14 protein-coding genes and 1 tRNA gene are annotated in these 17,820 nt (G+C 69.9%); 11 read left to right on the plus strand and 4 right to left on the minus strand.

Annotation, left to right across the window (positions count from 1 at the left end; genetic code table 11):
• The first annotated feature begins 159 nt into the window (after nucleotides 1-159).
• The 5 genes from OG885_RS36595 (at nucleotide 160) to OG885_RS36615 (ending at nucleotide 6,736) form a co-directional block, all read left to right on the plus strand.
• Complete coding sequence (locus OG885_RS36595) at nucleotides 160-1,446, plus strand: extracellular solute-binding protein (protein WP_405739142.1); 1,287 nt, start codon at nucleotides 160-162, stop codon at nucleotides 1,444-1,446.
• 14 nt (nucleotides 1,447-1,460) lie between these two features.
• Nucleotides 1,461-2,417 carry a carbohydrate ABC transporter permease gene (locus OG885_RS36600; RefSeq protein WP_405739145.1) on the plus strand — a complete coding sequence of 319 codons (957 nt, stop codon included), beginning with the start codon at nucleotides 1,461-1,463 and terminating at the stop codon, nucleotides 2,415-2,417.
• Entirely contained in the window at nucleotides 2,414-3,289 is an 876-nt protein-coding gene (locus tag OG885_RS36605; RefSeq protein ID WP_405739147.1) for a carbohydrate ABC transporter permease, read from the plus strand. The genes OG885_RS36600 and OG885_RS36605 overlap by 4 nt, the downstream gene beginning before the upstream one ends.
• A gap of 13 nt (nucleotides 3,290-3,302) precedes the next feature.
• A complete protein-coding gene (locus OG885_RS36610) occupies nucleotides 3,303-3,896 on the plus strand; it encodes a hypothetical protein (RefSeq protein WP_405739150.1) in 594 nt (197 codons plus the stop codon).
• A 101-nt stretch (nucleotides 3,897-3,997) separates the two neighbouring features.
• On the plus strand, nucleotides 3,998-6,736 hold the full coding sequence (locus OG885_RS36615) for a Tat pathway signal sequence domain protein (RefSeq protein ID WP_405739153.1): 2,739 nt from the start codon (nucleotides 3,998-4,000) through the stop codon (nucleotides 6,734-6,736).
• Between the two features lie 72 nt (nucleotides 6,737-6,808).
• Here OG885_RS36615 and OG885_RS36620 read toward each other — a convergent pair whose 3' ends face one another.
• Nucleotides 6,809-9,223, minus strand: a complete 2,415-nt coding sequence (locus OG885_RS36620) for an SCO7613 C-terminal domain-containing membrane protein (protein WP_405739155.1) — start codon at nucleotides 9,221-9,223, stop codon at nucleotides 6,809-6,811.
• A gap of 50 nt (nucleotides 9,224-9,273) precedes the next feature.
• Here OG885_RS36620 and OG885_RS36625 point away from each other — a divergent pair, with 50 nt between their 5' ends.
• Nucleotides 9,274-9,720 carry an SRPBCC family protein gene (locus tag OG885_RS36625; RefSeq protein ID WP_405739158.1) on the plus strand — a complete coding sequence of 149 codons (447 nt, stop codon included), beginning with the start codon at nucleotides 9,274-9,276 and terminating at the stop codon, nucleotides 9,718-9,720.
• A gap of 39 nt (nucleotides 9,721-9,759) precedes the next feature.
• Nucleotides 9,760-9,831, plus strand: a tRNA-Val gene (locus OG885_RS36630).
• Nucleotides 9,832-9,889: 58 nt separating this feature from the next.
• Here the strand turns inward: OG885_RS36630 and OG885_RS36635 are convergent.
• Entirely contained in the window at nucleotides 9,890-10,618 is a 729-nt protein-coding gene (locus OG885_RS36635; RefSeq protein ID WP_405739161.1) for a 3'-5' exonuclease, read from the minus strand.
• A gap of 168 nt (nucleotides 10,619-10,786) precedes the next feature.
• On the opposite strand from OG885_RS36635, the gene OG885_RS36640 reads away from it, so the two are divergent.
• The 3 genes from OG885_RS36640 to thrS all read left to right on the plus strand — a co-directional run bounded on the left by OG885_RS36640 (nucleotide 10,787) and on the right by thrS (nucleotide 14,643).
• Complete coding sequence (locus OG885_RS36640; RefSeq protein WP_399958201.1) at nucleotides 10,787-11,353, plus strand: DUF4365 domain-containing protein; 567 nt, start codon at nucleotides 10,787-10,789, stop codon at nucleotides 11,351-11,353.
• Nucleotides 11,350-12,576, plus strand: a complete 1,227-nt coding sequence (locus OG885_RS36645; RefSeq protein WP_405739164.1) for a hypothetical protein — start codon at nucleotides 11,350-11,352, stop codon at nucleotides 12,574-12,576. The genes OG885_RS36640 and OG885_RS36645 overlap by 4 nt, the downstream gene beginning before the upstream one ends.
• A gap of 90 nt (nucleotides 12,577-12,666) precedes the next feature.
• Entirely contained in the window at nucleotides 12,667-14,643 is a 1,977-nt protein-coding gene (thrS, locus tag OG885_RS36650; RefSeq protein ID WP_405739167.1) for a threonine--tRNA ligase, read from the plus strand.
• A 26-nt stretch (nucleotides 14,644-14,669) separates the two neighbouring features.
• Here thrS and OG885_RS36655 read toward each other — a convergent pair whose 3' ends face one another.
• Nucleotides 14,670-15,350, minus strand: coding sequence for a potassium channel family protein (locus OG885_RS36655; RefSeq protein WP_405739170.1), 681 nt, complete (start codon nucleotides 15,348-15,350; stop codon nucleotides 14,670-14,672).
• A 67-nt stretch (nucleotides 15,351-15,417) separates the two neighbouring features.
• Here OG885_RS36655 and OG885_RS36660 point away from each other — a divergent pair, with 67 nt between their 5' ends.
• Nucleotides 15,418-15,975 (plus strand): HIT family protein, encoded by a 558-nt coding sequence (locus tag OG885_RS36660; protein ID WP_405739173.1) that lies wholly within the window; start codon nucleotides 15,418-15,420, stop codon nucleotides 15,973-15,975.
• A gap of 7 nt (nucleotides 15,976-15,982) precedes the next feature.
• Here OG885_RS36660 and OG885_RS36665 read toward each other — a convergent pair whose 3' ends face one another.
• Nucleotides 15,983-17,650: a hypothetical protein gene (locus OG885_RS36665; protein WP_405739175.1), complete on the minus strand. Its 1,668-nt coding sequence runs from the start codon at nucleotides 17,648-17,650 to the stop codon at nucleotides 15,983-15,985.
• Nucleotides 17,651-17,820: the final 170 nt, after the last annotated feature.

Raw genomic sequence — 17,820 nt, forward strand, 5'->3', positions numbered from 1 at the left:
CAGTCGGGCGATGCGTCGTCAACTCGCCGATCAGTCCCGCAAGAAAATCCTGTCCGAATCATTGACGCCCTCCGAGGGGCTTCGTACCTTGTGCCAGCAAGCGCTTACTTGAAACGATTCATGCAGGCGGCAATGACGCTGCGCGGGGAGGGCCCGACTGTGGGAACCAGCAGGAATGTTGAGAGGCGTACGATCCTGAAGGTGGCCGGTGGAGCGGCGGCCACGCTTGGGCTGGCCACGACGACGGCGTGCGGAGGTGACAGCGGCTCCGGCGACGGGAATGTGACGCTCCGTTATGCGTGGTGGGGCGGCGAACCGCGCACCATTGCCATGAAGAAGGCGATCGCGGTCTTCGAGAAGAAGTACCCGAAGATCAAGATCAAGCCCGAATTCACCGACTACGCGGCGTTCTGGGAGAAGTTCCAGACGCAGGCCTCCGGTGGAAATCCGCCGGACGTTTTCCAGAATGCCGTCGGATTCCTGCGCAAGTACGACAAGCGCGGAGTTCTGATGGACCTCAAGTCCCAGGCGGACTCCGGGAACCTGGACCTGAAGAACTTCCGCAACGGCGTTCTGGCGAACGGTCAGGTCGACGGCAAGCAGCTCGGCATCCCCGTCGGCGCCAACACCATGGCGCTCGTCATCGACCTCAAGGCCTTCAAGAAGGCGGGCGTCGAGGCGAAGATGGGCTGGACCTGGGACGAGTACTTCGACGCGCTCCAGACGATCCAGGACAAGCTGAAGATCGCCGGTGACACCGGCTACTTCGGCATCATGTACCTGTACGACCTGTACCTCCGTCAGAACGGCAAGGCGTTCTTCACGGACTCCGACCTCGGCTTCACCGAGGACGATCTGACGCAGTGGTGGTCGGACGGCTACAAGCGCGTGAAGTCCGGGCTGGTCGCCGACCCCAAGAAGATCGAGCAGGTCCAGCCCAAGTCGGGTCTGTCGGCCGGCCTCGCCGCGTCCGAGTTCACCTGGGACAACTTCTCCATCCGCTACGAGGGTGAGGGAGAGTCGGACTACGGGCTCGCGCCGATCCCCACCACGGACGGCAAAAACACCGGCCAGTACCTCGGCTCGCTGATGCTCAGCGCCTTCTCCGGGAGCAAGCACCCCAAGGAAGCCGCCCAGTTCATCAGCTTCATGGTCCACGACCCCGAGGTCGGCAAGATCATGGGCTACGACCGCGGCATCCTCTCCACGACGGAGCAGTACGACGCGTTCGTGCCCACCGACGACCAGAACAAGGGCGTCAAGGCGTACGAGGAAGAGGTCGCCAAGGCCGGCGTGCTGGGGAAGATCACCCCGCACCCGTCCGGCGCCGATGTCGTCGAGGCGGCGTTCCTGCGCATCGGCGGTGAGGTCTCCCAGGGCAAGACCAAGCCGGCCGACGCCGCCAAGGCGCTGTTCAGCGAGGCCAAGGCCGCGTTCGCGGGCTGAGGGGACGTACCACCATGACGCTCGTCAAGGAAGCGCCCGTGCGCCCGGCGAAGAAGCGGTCCGCCGCTCCTGCCGCCGGGCGGCGCGGGCGGCGCCGCGAGAACATCGCCGGCTATCTCTTCATGTCGCCGTGGATCGCCGGGTTCCTGGTGCTCACGGCGGGGCCGATGATCGCGTCGCTGTACTACGCGTTCACCCGGTACAACCTGTTCACGCCACCCGAGTGGGTGGGGCTGGACAACTTCAGGACGATGTTCCAGGACCCGCGCTGGCAGAAGTCGGTCGAGGTCACACTGAAGTACGTCGTCGTGGCCACCCCGCTGAAGCTGCTGCTCGCGCTCGGTGTCGCGCTGCTGCTCGCACAGAAGCGGCGCGGACAGGGGCTGTACCGGGCCGCGTTCTACATGCCCTCGCTCATCGGCGCCAGCGTCTCCGTCGGCTTCGTGTGGCGGGCGCTGTTCTCGGACGACGCGATCGTGGACCGTACCCAGAAGGTCTTCGGACTCGACGTCGGCGGCTGGATCGGCAACCCCGACTACGTCATCTACGCCCTGGTGGCGCTGAGTATCTGGCAGTTCGGCGCGCCGATGGTCATCTTCCTGGCCGGTCTCAAGCAGGTTCCGCAGGAGCTGTACGAGGCCGCCGAGATGGACGGAGCCGGGCCCCTGCGCCGGTTCTGGAACATCACCCTGCCGATGATTTCCCCCGTGCTGTTCTTCAACGTGCTGTTGGAGTCGATCCACGCGTTCCAGGTGTTCGGGTCCGCGTACGTCGTCTCCAACACCCAGTGCGGGCCCGCCGACGCCACCCTCGTCTACACCTGTTACCTCTACCAGAAGGGCTTCAAGGAGGCCCAGATGGGCTTCGCCTCCGCGATGGCCTGGACGCTGGTGGTCGCGGTGGCGCTCGTCACGGCGGTCCTGTTCTGGTCGCAGAAGAAGTGGGTGCACTACGAGGAGGCCGCCAAGTGACCAGCGCCACCAGCAGTCCCGTCGTCCACACCCCGAGCGAGCGGCGGCGCTTCGGATCGGTCGCCTGGCATGTGGGGTCGCTCGCGGTCCTCGCGGTCGTCCTCTACCCGGTGATCTGGGTGCTCGGCGCCTCGTTCAAGCCGAGCAAGGACATCATCGCCAGCATCGACCTGCTGCCGACCAAGCCGGTCTGGGAGAACTTCTCGGGGCTTGCCGACGGCATCTCCGGCATCTCCATCGGCACCTTCTTCACCAACTCCCTGCTGTACGCCGGACTGGCCGTGGCCGGGGTCGTGCTGTCCAGCTCGCTGACCGCGTACGCCTTCGCCAAGATCCGGTTCGCGGGGCGCAACCTGCTGTTCACGATGATGATCGGCACCCTGCTGCTGCCGTATCACGTGCTGCTCATCCCGCAGTACGTGATGTTCCGCAAGCTGGAGCTCACCGACACCCTGGTGCCGCTCGTCGCGGGCAAGTTCCTGGCCACGGAGGCGTTCTTCGTCTTCCTCATGGTGCAGTTCATGCGCGGGCTCCCCAAGGAGCTGGACGAGGCCGCCAAGCTCGACGGCTGCGGGCACTTCAGGACCTACTGGTCCATCGTGCTGCCGCTGACCCGCCCGGCCCTCATCACCAGCGCCATCTTCACGTTCATCAACGCCTGGAACGACTTCATGGGGCCGTTGATCTACCTCAACACCCCGGACAAGTACACCGTCTCGCTCGGCCTGATGATGTTCCGCGACCAGGAGGGCATCTCCAACTACGGCAGCATGATCGCGATGTCGCTGGTGGCGTTGGTGCCGGTCATCGCCTTCTTCATGGCCTTCCAGCGGTATCTCATCGACGGCATGGCGACGTCCGGACTGAAGTGAGGCGGTTGTTCCCATGGCCCAAGCGCGTGTGAAGGCCCGCAGGCTGTCCTTCCTCGGAGGCGAGCGGTTCGCCGTGTTCGCCGAGTGTCTGCTCACCGGGGTGTGGATCGCGGTGGCCTCGCTCGGAGTCGTCACCTACCCCGCGGCCTTCGCCGCCGGCGCCCGGCACCTCCGGCGTCGTACCGGCCACGAGGGCGGCGGCTGGGGGGAGTTCGTCGCGGACTTCCGTACGGCGCTGCGCGGCGGGTGGGCCGTCGGGCTCGCCGGGTGGGCGGTCGCCGGCGTGGTCTGGGTGGACATCCTGGCCGCGCGGGCCGGGCTGCCCGGTGGGCCGCTCGTCGGGGCCGTCGGCATCTTCGCGCTGATCGGAGTCGTCGTGGCCCTGCTGCGGGCGGCCGCCGTCTGGGCGCCCGGGGACAGCTGGCGGGCGCTGCTCGCCGCTGCCGGGCGGCGGACCGTGCTCGATCCCGCCGGGTCCTTCCTGGTCGTCTGCGGTCTGGGCGTGGTCGCCCTGTCCGCCATGTTCGTCGCGCCGCTAGCGGTTCCCGTCCTGGGAGCCGTCGCGGCGGCCGCCGTCGCCGTCGAGGAGCGGTACCGCAACCGCTGACGGGCGGTGTCCTCGCACCACAAGGTCGGCGCCCCGGGCGCCGTACCTCCCTCTGTCATGCCCCTGACCAGCCGCACAGTCGCACATGGAAAGGAATGACCATGTCTCCCATCCCCCGCAGGTCCCTCCTCAAGGCAGCCGCCGTCGCCGGCGCCGCCGCGCAGTTCAGCTGGGCGCTAGGAGCGAAGGACGCGCAGGCCGCGCCCAGAGCCGCCGAGACCGACGCCGATCCCGTGACCCTGGACTGGCTGGAGGACGGCGGACTCGGCGCCGCCCCCGGCTCCACCCTCGGTGTGCCCTGGCCCAAGGGCGCCTACCAGGAAGACCAGACCTTCGCGCTGACGGACGCCGACGGCAAGTCCGTACCCGTGCAGTCCTGGCCGCTCGCCTACTGGCCGGACGGCTCCCTCAAGTGGACCGCCCACGCGGTGAGTTCGGGCAACGGCAAGCTCACGCTGGCCGCGGGCGAGGCCACCGTGCCCGACAAGAAGGTCACCGTCGACCAGGGCGGCGGCACGATCACCGTCTCCACCGGTGTCATCACCGCGAAGATCGGCAAGTCCGGCGCCACGCTCATCAAGTCCGTCACCCGCGGCTCCACCGAGATCGCCAAGAACGGCAAGCTCGTGTTGATCCGCCAGCCCGAGATCGAGGACGAGGACCAGGGCGCGGTCAAGACCGAGCGCTTCGACGGGGCCATCTCGGAGGTGACCGTCGAGCAGGACGGTCCGGTCCGCGCGGTCGTCCGCATCGACGGCAAGCACCGCAAGGGCGACCGGAGTTGGCTGCCGTTCTCGATCCGCCTGTACTTCTACGCGGGCGCCGAATCCTTCCGCATGGTGCACACCATCACCTTCGACGGCACCCAGGAGCCGGGCAAGGCCAGCGGCGACTTCATCCGCGGCATCGGCGTCCGCTTCACCGTGCCGATGCGCGACCAGTCCTACGACCGCCACATCCGCATCGGCGGCGAGGGCACCGGTCTGCTGCGTGAGGCCGTCAAGGGCATCACGGGCCTGCGCCGCGACCCGGGAGCCGCCGTCCAGGCCGCCCAGTACGCGGGCGAGAAGCTGCCCGACCCCTCCACCTGGGACCAGCGCGTCACCACCCGCCTCCAGTACATCCCCGAGTGGGGCGACTACACCCTCTCCCAGCTCTCCGCCGACGGCTTCACCCTGCGCAAGCGCACCAAGAAGGGCCACGGCTGGATCGGCGCCGGCGGCGGCAAGCGGGCCTCCGGGTTCGGTTACGTCGGCGGCGTCAGCGGCGGACTCTCCTTCGGCCTGCGGGACTTCTGGGAGAAGTTCCCCGCCCAGCTCGACATCCGCGACGCCCAGACCGACGAGGCCGAGGTCACCCTCTGGCTCTGGTCGCCCGAGGCGCAGCCCATGGACCTGCGCTTCTACCACGACGGCATGGGCCAGGACACCTTCGCCGAGCAGCTCGAGGGCCTCAACATCACCTACGAGGACTACGAGCCCGAGTTCGGCACCCCGTACGGCATCGCCCGTACCTCGGAACTGCTGTTCTGGGCCAACGAGTCGACCCCGACCCCGGCGAAACTCGCCGAACAGGTCGAGGCCGTACGGGTGCTGCCGCAGCTGGCCGCGCCGCCCAAGCAGCTCATCAAGGCGAAGGTCTTCGGACCCGGCCTGTACTCCGAGCCCGACCGTTCCACCGCCGCCAAGGCGAAGATCGAGGACCACCTCGACTTCCTCTTCACCTACTACAAGGACCAGGTGGAGCAGCGCCGTTGGTACGGCTTCTGGGACTACGGCGACATCATGCACACCTATGACACCGTCAGGCACCAGTGGCGGTACGACATCGGTGGCTACGCCTGGGACAACTCCGAGCTCTCGCCCGACCTGTGGCTGTGGTTCGCGTACATCCGCTCCGGCCGCGCGGACATCTTCCGGTTCGCCGAGTCGATGACCCGCCACACCGGTGAGGTCGACGTCTACCACCTCGGCAAATGGGCCGGCCTCGGCACCCGGCACGGTGTGCAGCACTACGCCGACAGCGCCAAGCAGCAGCGCATCGCCAACACCACCTACCGGCGCTACTACTACTTCCTCACCGCGGACGAGCGGGTCGGCGACCTCATGCACGCCAACGTCGACTCCGACGAGACGTTCCTCGTCCTCGACCCGCTGCGCAAGGTCCGCACCGACGTCTACACCCCCGACCGGCACGCCCTGTCGGTCGGCTTCGGCACGGACTGGAGCGGGCTCGTCTCCGCGTGGCTGACGGAGTGGGAGCGCAAGGGCCCCAAGTGGGAGAAGGCCAAGGCCCGCGTGCTGTCCACGATGGAGGGCATCGCCGCACAGCCCAACGGGTTCGTCCAGGGCAGCGGCCTGTACGACCTCGACACGGGCAAGTTCGCGGTCGCCGCGACTCCGGTGGTCGGGGTCTCGCACCTCTCCGCCGTCTTCGGCCTCAACGAGCTGTGCGCCGAACTCATCGACCTCGTCGACATGCCCAAGTTCAACGAGGCGTACTTCGACTACTGCCGCTACTTCAACGCCACCAAGGCCGAGCAGGCGGCGCGGTACGGGTCCAACTTCGGGACGCTGCTGCTGTTCCAGGGGCACTCACGGCTCGACGCGTACGCGGCCGTGAAGACCGGGGACGAGAAGCTGGCCAAGCGGGCGTGGGAGAAGTTCTACAACTCCGACGGATACAAGGAGTCGGCGCCCTGGAAGACGGAGGAGCTGAGCGGGCCGGCGACGTTGGTCGCGGGTAGTGAGGCGGCGTGGATCTCTACCAACGACACGGCTCTGTACGGGCTTGCGGCGATTGAGAACCTGGCGCTTCTCGGGGACAAGATGCCTTCGTAGCGATTCGGGTTGTGGGGAACTGCGGGACCGTTGTGGCTGGTCGCGCAGTTCCCCGCGCCCCTTCAGGGCGTCTCAGTGGAGGTTGCCCAGCTTGTTCCGCAGCCGTCGTACGTCCCTGATGCGTTGCTCGTACGTCGCTCCCAGGGCGAGGAGCAGGAGGCCAGCCAGGGCCGGGGGGACCCAGCGGGGGAGGGCGTCCGTCACCTGGACGATGTACGGGGCCAGTTCGTGGAGGGCGTCCAGGGTCAGGACCGAGCCGCCCAGGACCAGGGGCGCCTGGAGGCTGTAGCCGCCGCCCAGCAGGGTGAGGGACAGGGCCGCCAGGCCCAGGAGCAGGGGGCGGGTCCAGTTCGGGTCGCCCCAGGCCGCGGCCAGGCTCGGCAGGAGTGTGGTGGCCAGGCCCGGGCCGTACGCCGTCCAGGACGACGTCCGTGGATCGCGCCGCCTGCGGAGGAAGCCGACGAGCAGGGCCGGGGCCGTGACCGGGAGGGTGTAGGCCTCGGGGATGCCGACGTCCCAGGCCGCCAGGCGCACCCAGCTGGCCAGGACGAAGAGGACGGCGGCCGCGTAGCCGACGGAGCGGCGGCCGGGGCGCAGCGCGGTGCCCGTGGCGATCACTCCGCACAGGGCCAGGACCAGGGCGAGCATCGGCAGGTCGGTCGCGGACAGGGCGAGGGCCAGGAGCGCGGCCACGGCTCCGGTGACCTCCACCGCCACGGTCGCCCGGGCGTCCTTGAGCCGTGCCGCCAGCAGGGCCGCCGCCACCGGGACCGCCAGCACGAGCAGGGCCGTGTACGGCGGCTGCCAGCCGGCCGCTGTTCCGGTGGCGCAGGCCAGCGCGGTGGCGTAAGTGAGGGCGGTCGGGGCGGTGATGGCGGTGCACCGCCAGGAGACCACGGCGAAGAACACCGTGAGGGCGCCGAGCGCGGTGAGGGTCGCCGACTGGGAGGCGAGGGCGGTGAAGGCGAGGTCGGCCGAGGTGGCGAGGGCCAGGACGGTCGCGGTCGGTTGGCCGTAGGGAGAGGCCAGGACCACGCCCGTCACCGAGCCCAGCACCAACAGGCCGAGCGTGTACGGCAGTTCCAGCACCGCGGGGAGCGTCAGCGCCGCCGCCCACGTCAGTACCAGCGCGCCGGTGAGGGCGCGTGGACGCCAGTCCGTGTGCCGTACGGCCAGGGCCAGTACCGCCGCCACGGTCACCAGGACCAGCGGGGCCGTCGCCGCGTCCGGCGGCCAGGGGGCGTCCACCGTGACCGCCTCGCGAAGGTCGGCCGGCGCCCCGGACCAGGCATCAGTCACCCAGGCGACCGGGCCCAGCAGAGTCACCGCCACGACGGGCAGGGTCCACGCCACGGCCAGGGCCTGTACGGCACCGGAGGCCACCGCGAACCCGCGCCGCATCTGCTCCGGCAGCCGGTCCTGTCGTACCGCCGCCAACAGGGCGATCCCGCAGGCGAGATGGACCGGAACGGTCCAGATGCCGGGCAGCGCGGAGCGCGCCACGCCGCCGAGCGCGGCGACCGTCAGGAGGGCGGAGGCGACCGAGAGGCCGAGGGCGTGACCGGTGCCCTGTGACGCCGGGGCGTCCGCCGCGCGCCGGCCGTCGCTCGCGCCTCGCCACGCCGCGGCGAGGGTGATGGCCGCGGCGAGGAGGAGGAGCGCCGCCGCACGGGCGGCGGCGCTCGGGCCGGTTGCCGTCCAGGACAAGGAACCGGCCGCCCATACGCCCGAGCCGCCCAGACCGTACGCGCCGACGACGGCGAGCAGACGTACGGGACCGGCGGTCGCTCGGAGCGCCACACCTGTGTCGAACGCGGCCGTCACCAGCACGGCCGCCGTGACGCCGTAGGAGTCGGCGTCCAGCGCCAGCGCGCCGAAGAAGAGCGGCAGTTGGGCCGCGAGGAGGGCCGAGGGGCGCGGCAGTCGCAGCTCCCGCAAGGGCGGCAGCAGACCGTACGCCAGCCACAGGGCCGCCAGCAGCGTCGATGCGATCGCCGTGTAGGGCGCGCCCTCCGCCGCCACGAACACCGCCCCGTGCAGCGCGTACGCGTCGAGGACCGTCAGCGCCAGGCCCAGGCCCGCCACCGACTCGGCGGTGGAGCGCAGGCCCCGCTTCAGCAGCGCCAGGGGTGCGGCCAGCGCGGCCGCGGTGACCGCGCCGAGCACCAGGGCCCGCCCGGCGATCCCCAGCTCACCCCAGCTGACCAGGGTGAACGCCGTCGCCGCGATGACCAGCAGCACACCGCCGAGCACCAGCAGCACGTTCTGCACCCGGGGCGCGGCGGCCTCGGGGCGGGGCGGGGTGGACGGGCGCGGCGGAGCGGACGGCGTCTGCAGCGCGGTGACCAGCCAGGCGCGGCGCCTGAGCAACTGGACCCGGCGCGCGTCGAGATGGAACAGCTCCGCGTCCAGGAGCCGCAACTCCTCGGCCGGGGGCGGAAAGTGCGTCATGCCTTGGAGTGTGGCCCGGGTCACGTCGTACGGCATGAGTGCGCGTACTCAGAACGTACTCAGTTCCCTGCGGGCAGACTCTGTGCATGGACTGGAGCCATTACCGCTTCCACACCCGGTGGACCGTGCCCGCGCCGCCGGCCACCGTCTACGACGTGCTCGAACAGGCCGAGGAGTACCCGCGCTGGTGGCCCCAGGTCCGTGCCGTGGAGCGCCTCGACGACACCACCGGCGTCATCAGGATCCGGGCGACGCTGCCGTACGACCTCGTGTTCACCGCGCGTGAAGTGCGACGCGACCGGGCGGGCGGGGTGCTGGAGATCGCCATGACCGGGGACCTGGAGGGCTGGGCGCGCTGGACGATCACGGCGGACGGTGCGGGCACCCTCGCGGTGTACGACCAGGTCGTCGACGTGAACAAGCCGCTGCTGCGGCGGCTCGCGGTGCCGGGGCGGCCGGTGTTCCGGGCCAACCACCGGCTGATGATGTGGGCCGGACGGCGGGGCCTGGTCGCGTACTTGGAAGCGGTTTGAAGGAAGCCCGTCGGGGCCTGTATTGTTCAGTGCGTTCCCGGGCGATTAGCTCAGTGGGAGAGCGCTTCGTTCACACCGAAGAGGTCACTGGTTCGAACCCAGTATCGCCCACCGGGAGAAAGCCGGTCCGCGTCACGCGGACCGGCTTCTTTTATGCCCGGGCCGCTCTTCAGGCGGCAGCGGCCGGCAGCTCCGGACGCAGGGGCCACGACGGGTCCACCGCCTCCGGGGTGCCGCTGCGCGCGAACCACGCCTGGAGCCCGCGGGCCTGTGCCGCGTGCCAGTCCGTCTGGAGGGTGTGCAGCTCGTTCGGGGACAGCCGCTCCAGCCGGGCTGCGAAACGGCGCCCAACCGCTCGTACGACCTCCAGTGCGGCCAGGGCGTCCGCCCCCGCGTCATGCGCGCCGTCCAGCGTGACGCCGTAGTGCGCGCACAGGTCGGTCAGGGTGCGGCGGCCCTTGCGGTAGCGGTCCAGATGCTTGTCCAGGACCCGCGGATCGAGGACCCGCAGCGGCGCCGACTCGAACCAGCGGTCCAGGGACGAGGCCCGATGGCGGCGCAACTCCCGGTCCAGGAGCGTCAGATCGAAGGGCGCGTTCATCACCACCAACGGCCGCCCCGCGGACGCCTGTTCACCCAGGTGTTCCGCTATCTCGTACATCACCGGCGCCGGCCAGCGGCCGTTGCGCTGGAGGTGTTCGTCCGTCAGCCCGTGCACCGCCGTCGCGCCCTCGGGCACCGGCACACCCGGGTTCACCAGCCATCGGGCCACCCGCGGCCGGGTACCCGGGGCGTCCTGGACGACGACGGCGGCCGACACGATCCGGTCGGTCTCCACGTCGACGCCCGTCGTCTCCGTGTCGAAGGCGGCCAGGGGCCCCTCGTACCAGCACGTCATACCAACACAACCCCTCGTTCACCCACGGCAGCTGACGCACCGTCTTCTGCCTGTTTGGTGATACCCGGGCTGTTTGCGCCGTACGCCGGAAGGACACAACAGGAATACGGGTCTTTGCAGTTCAGAGACCCGCGGTTCGGATTCACCGAGCGTGGAAGGCTGTTGGTCATGGCGATAGCGCAGCCCGAGCGGGGCGGGCTGCTGCCCGAACGTACGGGCTCCCTGCGCGGCACACTCGCCACCACCGCCTGCATGGAGACCCTGCAGGTGGGTTATCTGCACGCGGTCGCCGCGGCGGCCGGCTGCTCGCTGTCGCAGCCCTTCCCCGACAACGGCATCGACTGGCACGTCAGTCACGGCTCGCCGGGGCACACCGTCGACGACGAGGTGACCATCAAGGTACAGCTCAAGTGCACCTACCAGGTGGCCCCGAACCCGCCCGGCCGGTTCTTCTCCTTCACGCTCGACAACGACCATCTGCGCAAGCTCGCGCGCACCCCCGTCTCGGTGCACAAGATCCTCGTGGTCATGCTGGTGCCGCGATCCCAGGACGACTGGCTGCGCGCCAGCCACGACCGCCTCGACCTGCGGCACTGCTGCTACTGGGTCAACCTCGCCGGGCACCCGATCACGGGCCGGACCCGGACCACCGTGCGGATACCGACCTCACGCATCTTCGACGACCGGGCGCTGTGCGAGATCATGACGCGGGTCGGGACGGGAGGCAGACCATGACGCACCGCCCCGTGGAGGAGCCCCTGCGGCCGGTGCGACCGCACCCGGTGGACGCCGCCTGGAACCGCGCCCCCGAACCGGACGAGGTCGATCCCGCCGTCCTCAGCGCCCTGCTGCACCGGCACGGCTGGCAGCGCCGAGGCGGCGCTCCCGGGCGCTACGGCCGCTGGACCCCACCGGGGCCAGGCGGTGGCGGCACGAGCCTCCTCGTACCCGAGAGCCGTGCCTTCCCCGACAGCGACGACCTGCTCGGCGAGGCGCTCGACGCGCTCGCCCGCAGCGGAACGCCCTCCGCGCGCGAGGTCCTCGTCGGCCTCGCCGTGCCCAGCGACGAGATCCGCTGGTGGCGGGACGTGCCGGCCGGCCCGGCGGGAGCCGCGTCCTGGGCGGTGGAGGAGCAGTTGCGCGCCGCTGCCCGCCAGTGCCTCCTCGCGGGCGCGCTCGCCACACGCGCGCGTGCCGGCTACTACGGTGCCCGGCATCGCCGTGCCGCGCTCTCCCTGCTGGAGCACGTCCTGGTCGGCGCCGCCATCGACGGCAGACTGACCGCCTTCGTCCCCGTAGGCACCGGCCGCCCCCTCGCCGTACGCCTCCACCAGGCCCTGTACGCCGCCCGCGAGGCCATCGACTACCAGCGGGCCACCGGCGGCATGGACGCCTTCGACGGGGCGGTCGAGGCAGGCGTCAGCCGTGAGCTCACCGAGGCTCTGATCGCGCTCGTGCGCGGTACGGAAGGGGCGCGCATCGCCGTGGACTGGGCACCGGCCGCGGGGGTGCCCGAGGGATGTGCCGCCTCCGGGGAGCCCGTCGAGTTCTCGCCCGGCGACCTGCCCGTGCTGCGTGAGGCCGGGGCCCGCTATCTGCGCGAGGAGCCGTCCGTGCCGGTGCGGGTCACCGGGACGGTGGTGCGGATGCGCAGGTCGGGCCCGCGCGGGGAGGGCAGCGTACGGCTGCGGGTGATCGCCGGGGTGGAGGTGCCGCACGTCCGGCTGACCCTGGACGAGGAGGCGTACCGGATCGCCGGGCATGCGCACCTCGTCGGGCTGCCGGTGCGGGTGCACGGGCGGCTGGAGAGCCGGGGCGGCTTCCGGCGGCTGACCGCCGCCACCGCGGTCGTGCCCGTGCAGGTGGACGAGGCCGAGCGGGACCGGCTGATGAAGTCCTTGCAGGAGAACCTGGACTTCTTCGAGGAAGCCTGTGGCGGGGAGTACGACGGGGACTGATTTCGCGGTCGGTGGGTGCGGGTCGGTACGATCCCCTATTGCGCGCGCTCACGGTATGGCGCCCGCATCCCCTTCAGTCAGGAGAGACCGGTGTCAGACGTCCGTGTGATCATCCAACGCGATTCCGAGCGGGAAGAGCGCACGGTGACGACGGGCACCACGGCCGCCGAGCTGTTCGCCGGCGAGCGCTCGATCATCGCCGCGCGCGTGGCCGGTGAGCTGAAGGACCTGGCGTACGTGGTCGCCGAGGGCGACGAGGTCGAGGGCGTCGAGATCTCGTCCCAGGACGGCCTCAACATCCTGCGCCACTCCACCGCGCACGTCATGGCGCAGGCCGTGCAGGAGCTCTTCCCCGAGGCCAAGCTGGGCATCGGCCCGCCGGTCAAGGACGGCTTCTACTACGACTTCGACGTCGAGAAGCCGTTCACGCCCGAGGATCTCAAGGCCATCGAGAAGAAGATGCAGGAGATCCAGAAGCGCGGCCAGCGCTTCAGCCGCCGCGTGGTGACCGACGAGGCGGCCCGCGAGGAGCTGTCGGACGAGCCGTACAAGCTGGAGCTGATCGGCCTCAAGGGCTCGGCGTCGTCGGACGACGGCGCGGACGTCGAGGTCGGCGCCGGTGAGCTGACGATCTACGACAACCTCGACGCCAAGACCGGCGACCTGTGCTGGAAGGACCTCTGCCGCGGTCCCCACCTGCCCACCACCCGGAACATCCCGGCGTTCAAGCTGATGCGCAACGCGGCCGCCTACTGGCGCGGCAGCGAGAAGAACCCCATGCTCCAGCGCATCTACGGCACCGCCTGGCCCTCCAAGGACGAGCTGAAGGCGCACCTCGACTTCCTCGCCGAGGCCGAGAAGCGCGACCACCGCAAGCTGGGCAACGAGCTCGACCTGTTCTCCATCCCGGAGCAGATCGGTTCCGGCCTCGCCGTCTTCCACCCCAAGGGCGGCATCATCCGCCGGGTCATGGAGGACTACTCGCGCCGCCGGCACGAGGAGGAGGGCTACGAGTTCGTCTACACCCCGCACGCGACGAAGGGAAAGCTCTTCGAGACGTCCGGGCACCTGGACTGGTACGCCGACGGCATGTACCCGCCCATGCAGCTCGACGAGGGCGTGGACTACTACCTGAAGCCCATGAACTGCCCGATGCACAACCTGATCTTCGACGCGCGCGGCCGTTCCTACCGTGAACTGCCGCTGCGCCTCTTCGAGTTCGGCACCGTGTACCGGTACGAGAAGTCGGGCGTCGTGCACGGCCTGACCCGCGCGCGTGGCTTCACGCAGGACGACGCGCACATCTACTGCACCCGCGAGCAGATGTCGGAGGAGCTCGACAAGACGCTCACCTTCGTCCTCGGCCTGCTGCGGGACTACGGTCTGACCGACTTCTACCTGGAGCTGTCCACCAAGGACCCGGAGAAGTTCGTCGGCACCGACGAGGTCTGGGAGGAGGCGACCGAGACACTGCGCGAGGTCGCCGAGAAGCAGGGCCTGCCGCTGGTCCCGGACCCGGGTGGCGCCGCGTTCTACGGGCCGAAGATCTCCGTCCAGGCCAAGGACGCCATCGGCCGTACCTGGCAGATGTCGACGATCCAGCTCGACTTCAACCTGCCCGAGCGCTTCGACCTGGAGTACACGGGTCCGGATGGCTCGAAGCAGCGCCCGGTCATGATCCACCGCGCGCTCTTCGGCTCGATCGAGCGGTTCTTCGCCGTCCTCCTGGAGCACTACGCGGGCGCGTTCCCGGCGTGGCTCGCGCCGGTCCAGGCGACGGGTATCCCGATCGGCGACGCGCACGTCGAGTACCTGGAGAAGTTCGCCGCCGCCGCGAGGAAGCAGGGGCTGCGCGTGGACGTGGACTCCTCCTCGGACCGGATGCAGAAGAAGATCCGCAACGCCCAGAAGCAGAAGGTGCCCTTCATGGTCATCGCGGGCGACGAGGACATGTCGGCCGGCTCGGTGTCCTTCCGCTACCGCGACGGCTCGCAGGAGAACGGCATCCCGTTCGACGAGGCCATCGCGAAGATCGCGAAGGTCGTCGAGGAGCGCGCACAGATCTGATCGTGTTGGAGAGGCCCCCGGGAGGCTCAGCTTCCCGGGGGCCTCTCGTCGTCCTCCCGTGAGAAGACCTGGAGCAGCCAGGAGGCGAAGGTGCCGGTCACCGCGCCCAGCAGGGCCAGTCCCACGGCCATGATCCCGACCGCGATGAACCGCCCGCGCGGGGTGACGGGGGTGACGTCGCCGTACCCCACGGTCGCCAGGGTCGCGCAGGTCCACCAGAGGGCGTCCCCGAAGGTGCGCATGGTCGACCCCGGTGCCCCGCGCTCCTGCTGGTAGACGGCGAGGGAACCGGCGAAGCCCAGCAGGACGGTCGAGAGTCCCGCGTAGAAGATCACGCGCGCGTGCAGCGCCAGCCGGGGGCGTCCGTGCCGACGCTGCACCGCCTCGTACACCTTGACCACGCGCAGGGGGCGCAGCAGCGGCAGCACGAGCACCACCGTGTCCAGCCAGTGCGTCCGCACGAACCGCAGCCGCATCCCGCTGAGCCGCCAGCGGACCACGTAGTCGACCGCGAACAGCGCCCAGGCGGCCAGCGTCACCGCGAGGCAGAGGTCCTTCCAGCCGTCCGACAGCCCCTCCGCCAGCACCCGGATCGCGTACGCGCCCAGGAACAGCAACGAGGCCACGGCGAGCGGCACCTCAGTACGTTGCTCCCAACGAGCCTCGGGGCCCGGCTCCTCGTTGTCCTTGCGGCTGTCAGCGTCCACCCGGTCAGCTTCGCTCGGGACGGCTGGGGCGGAACCCCGGCGACACGCCGCGAACGGGCGAAGCCATATGCTTCCCTGCATGACGAGTGAGCCGGAGCAGCAGTGGGGAGTGGGGACCCAGGACGCGTTCCAGCGTCTGTGGACGCCCCATCGGATGGCCTACATCCAGGGTGAGAACAAGCCGACCGGCCCGGGTGCCGACGACGGCTGTCCCTTCTGCTCCATCCCGGCCAAGTCCGACGAGGACGGTCTGATCGTCCGGCGCGGCGAGCAGGTGTACGCGGTGCTGAATCTGTACCCGTACAACGGCGGTCACCTGATGGTCGTGCCCTACCGGCATGTGGCCGACTACACCGATCTGACCGACCTGGAGACTGCCGAGCTGGCCGCCCTGACCAAGCAGGCGATGACGGCCCTGCGCACCGCGTCCGGCGCGCACGGCTTCAACATCGGGATGAACCAGGGCACGGTGGCCGGCGCCGGCATCGCCGCCCACCTGCACCAGCACATCGTTCCGCGCTGGGGCGGCGACACGAACTTCATGCCGGTCGTCGGCCACACCAAGGTGCTGCCGCAGCTGCTCGCCGACACCCGGAAGATGCTGGCGGACGCCTGGCCCGCGTAGGCGCTGCCTACGCGTCGTAGAGGTCGGCCTTCCTGGGGGACGGGTCCTGGATCGCCGTGCTGAGGAACGCCGACCTGTTGCCGAACTTCTCCGTGTCGACGCCGTTGTCCTCCAGGACCTTGATCGCCGCCGCGTGCACCACCCGCAGCACCGGCGTCGCCGCGCGCATGGCGTCGTCGGCCATGAAGCGATGGCGCCAGGGCTTGTCGGCCCACACGTGCCGCAGGCCGAAGGGCTCGGGGAGGGCGATGGTCCCCCCGAGCCAGTTCAGCAGCGGCGGGTACCAGGTCAGCGGGGCGCGCACGGTCAGTCGTACGACCTCGTCGGTGGGGACCAGCGGGAGGTTCACCTTGCGGGTCTCCCACGGCTTGAACGACTTCGGGACGTCCTTCGACGGGGCCTCGGAGGCGCCCGTGAACAAGGAGTTCACGGGACCCAGCGCATGGCCGGTCACCTCGATGCGCAGCGTCTCGTGCAGCACGGTGACGGTGATCATCATGGTGAGGATCAGCTGGCCGTCCCAGAGCGTCCACTGCACGCCGAGGTAGTGCCGGTTGCCGCTGCCGAACTGCTGCTTGTTGCAGATGTCCTGTATCGAGTGCTGGCGGTGCTGGAACGCCTCGATGTCCGCCGACTGCTCGGTGCGGGCCACCGCCTTGGCGTTCTCGCCGATCGGGGTGACGATCCAGTGGCGTATGGACGCCTTCGGGAAGCCGCCCGTGTTGATCGTGTTCCGCTCCAGCATGCGCAGCCGGGCCTCGATGTTGCGGATGACGTCCCAGCTGCGGAACGGGTGGATCTCGCGGGTCGGGTCGGCGGGAGTGAGGTCCTCGGCGAGCTGCCAGCTGCCCCAGCGGGTGCCCATGCCCAGGATGCCCTTGGGGCCGGCGTAGAAGACGGAGTTGGACTGCTGCTCGGCGCTCAGCTTGGCCAGGGACTGGCGCTTCTGCTCGGCCTGGGTCTCGCCGGGGCTGCTCGGCACCGCCTCGGGGACCTGGGCGCCGACGCTGCTGCCGGCGATCAGCCCGTCCCAGCGGGCCCGAAGATCCCTCGCGGCGCCGTCGCAGATCTGCTTGGCCCAGAACCAGCCGGCGACGGGCGCGACCACGCACGCGCGTGCGTACCAGCCCCAGAAGCCCGTGAACGGCATCTTGATCAGGAAGATGACCGCGAGCGCGCCGACGCCGAGGAGCAGCGTCGTGGCCAGGGCGGAGGCCCGTTTGTTGGGGTTCTTGTCGATGGTGGTGCGGATCGCGAAGACCAGCAGCCACACGATCAGGCCGGGCAGGAACAGCACCCCGCACAGCAGCATCACGGTCGACAGCCGCAGGTCCCGCGCCCGGCGCAGCCGGTAGGCGGCCAGACAGTGGTCGACGACGACCTGGGGCTCGGTGCCGAAGGACTGGATGAGCGGCTTGCGGCCCGGACCGATCATGCGGTCGATCACCGCCCGGGAGAACGCCTCACCGAGGTTGGGCTTGAACAGTCCGCCGGCCCAGGACTGGCCCTCCTTGACCGTCGTCTCGTGCCACTCGCTGTTGGCCTTCTTGATGTCGTCGACCGGATTGTCGCGGTACGCCGCCGAGGCAAGCGCGAACGTCGCCGTCTGGCTCTCGTCCCCCGTGCGGGGAACCTGTGGTCCGAAGACGCTCTCGTACCCGGTGTCAACGGTCATTCCCGCCCCCGATCGCCGCCATGGTCGCTCCTGCGGCCTTCCCGACTTGCTTGCTTCGCACACCTGTTGATCAGGTCATCAGCGTATCCGCAGCCACCGACATTCGTCGGCGGACGGCCGAAGCCGCCCGCCGACTCGGAGGGGAGCGTTCCACAAAGGTCTGTCGTACG

Source organism: Streptomyces sp. NBC_00028 (assembly GCF_045041065.1).
Classification (GTDB): Bacteria; Actinomycetota; Actinomycetes; order Streptomycetales; family Streptomycetaceae; genus Streptomyces.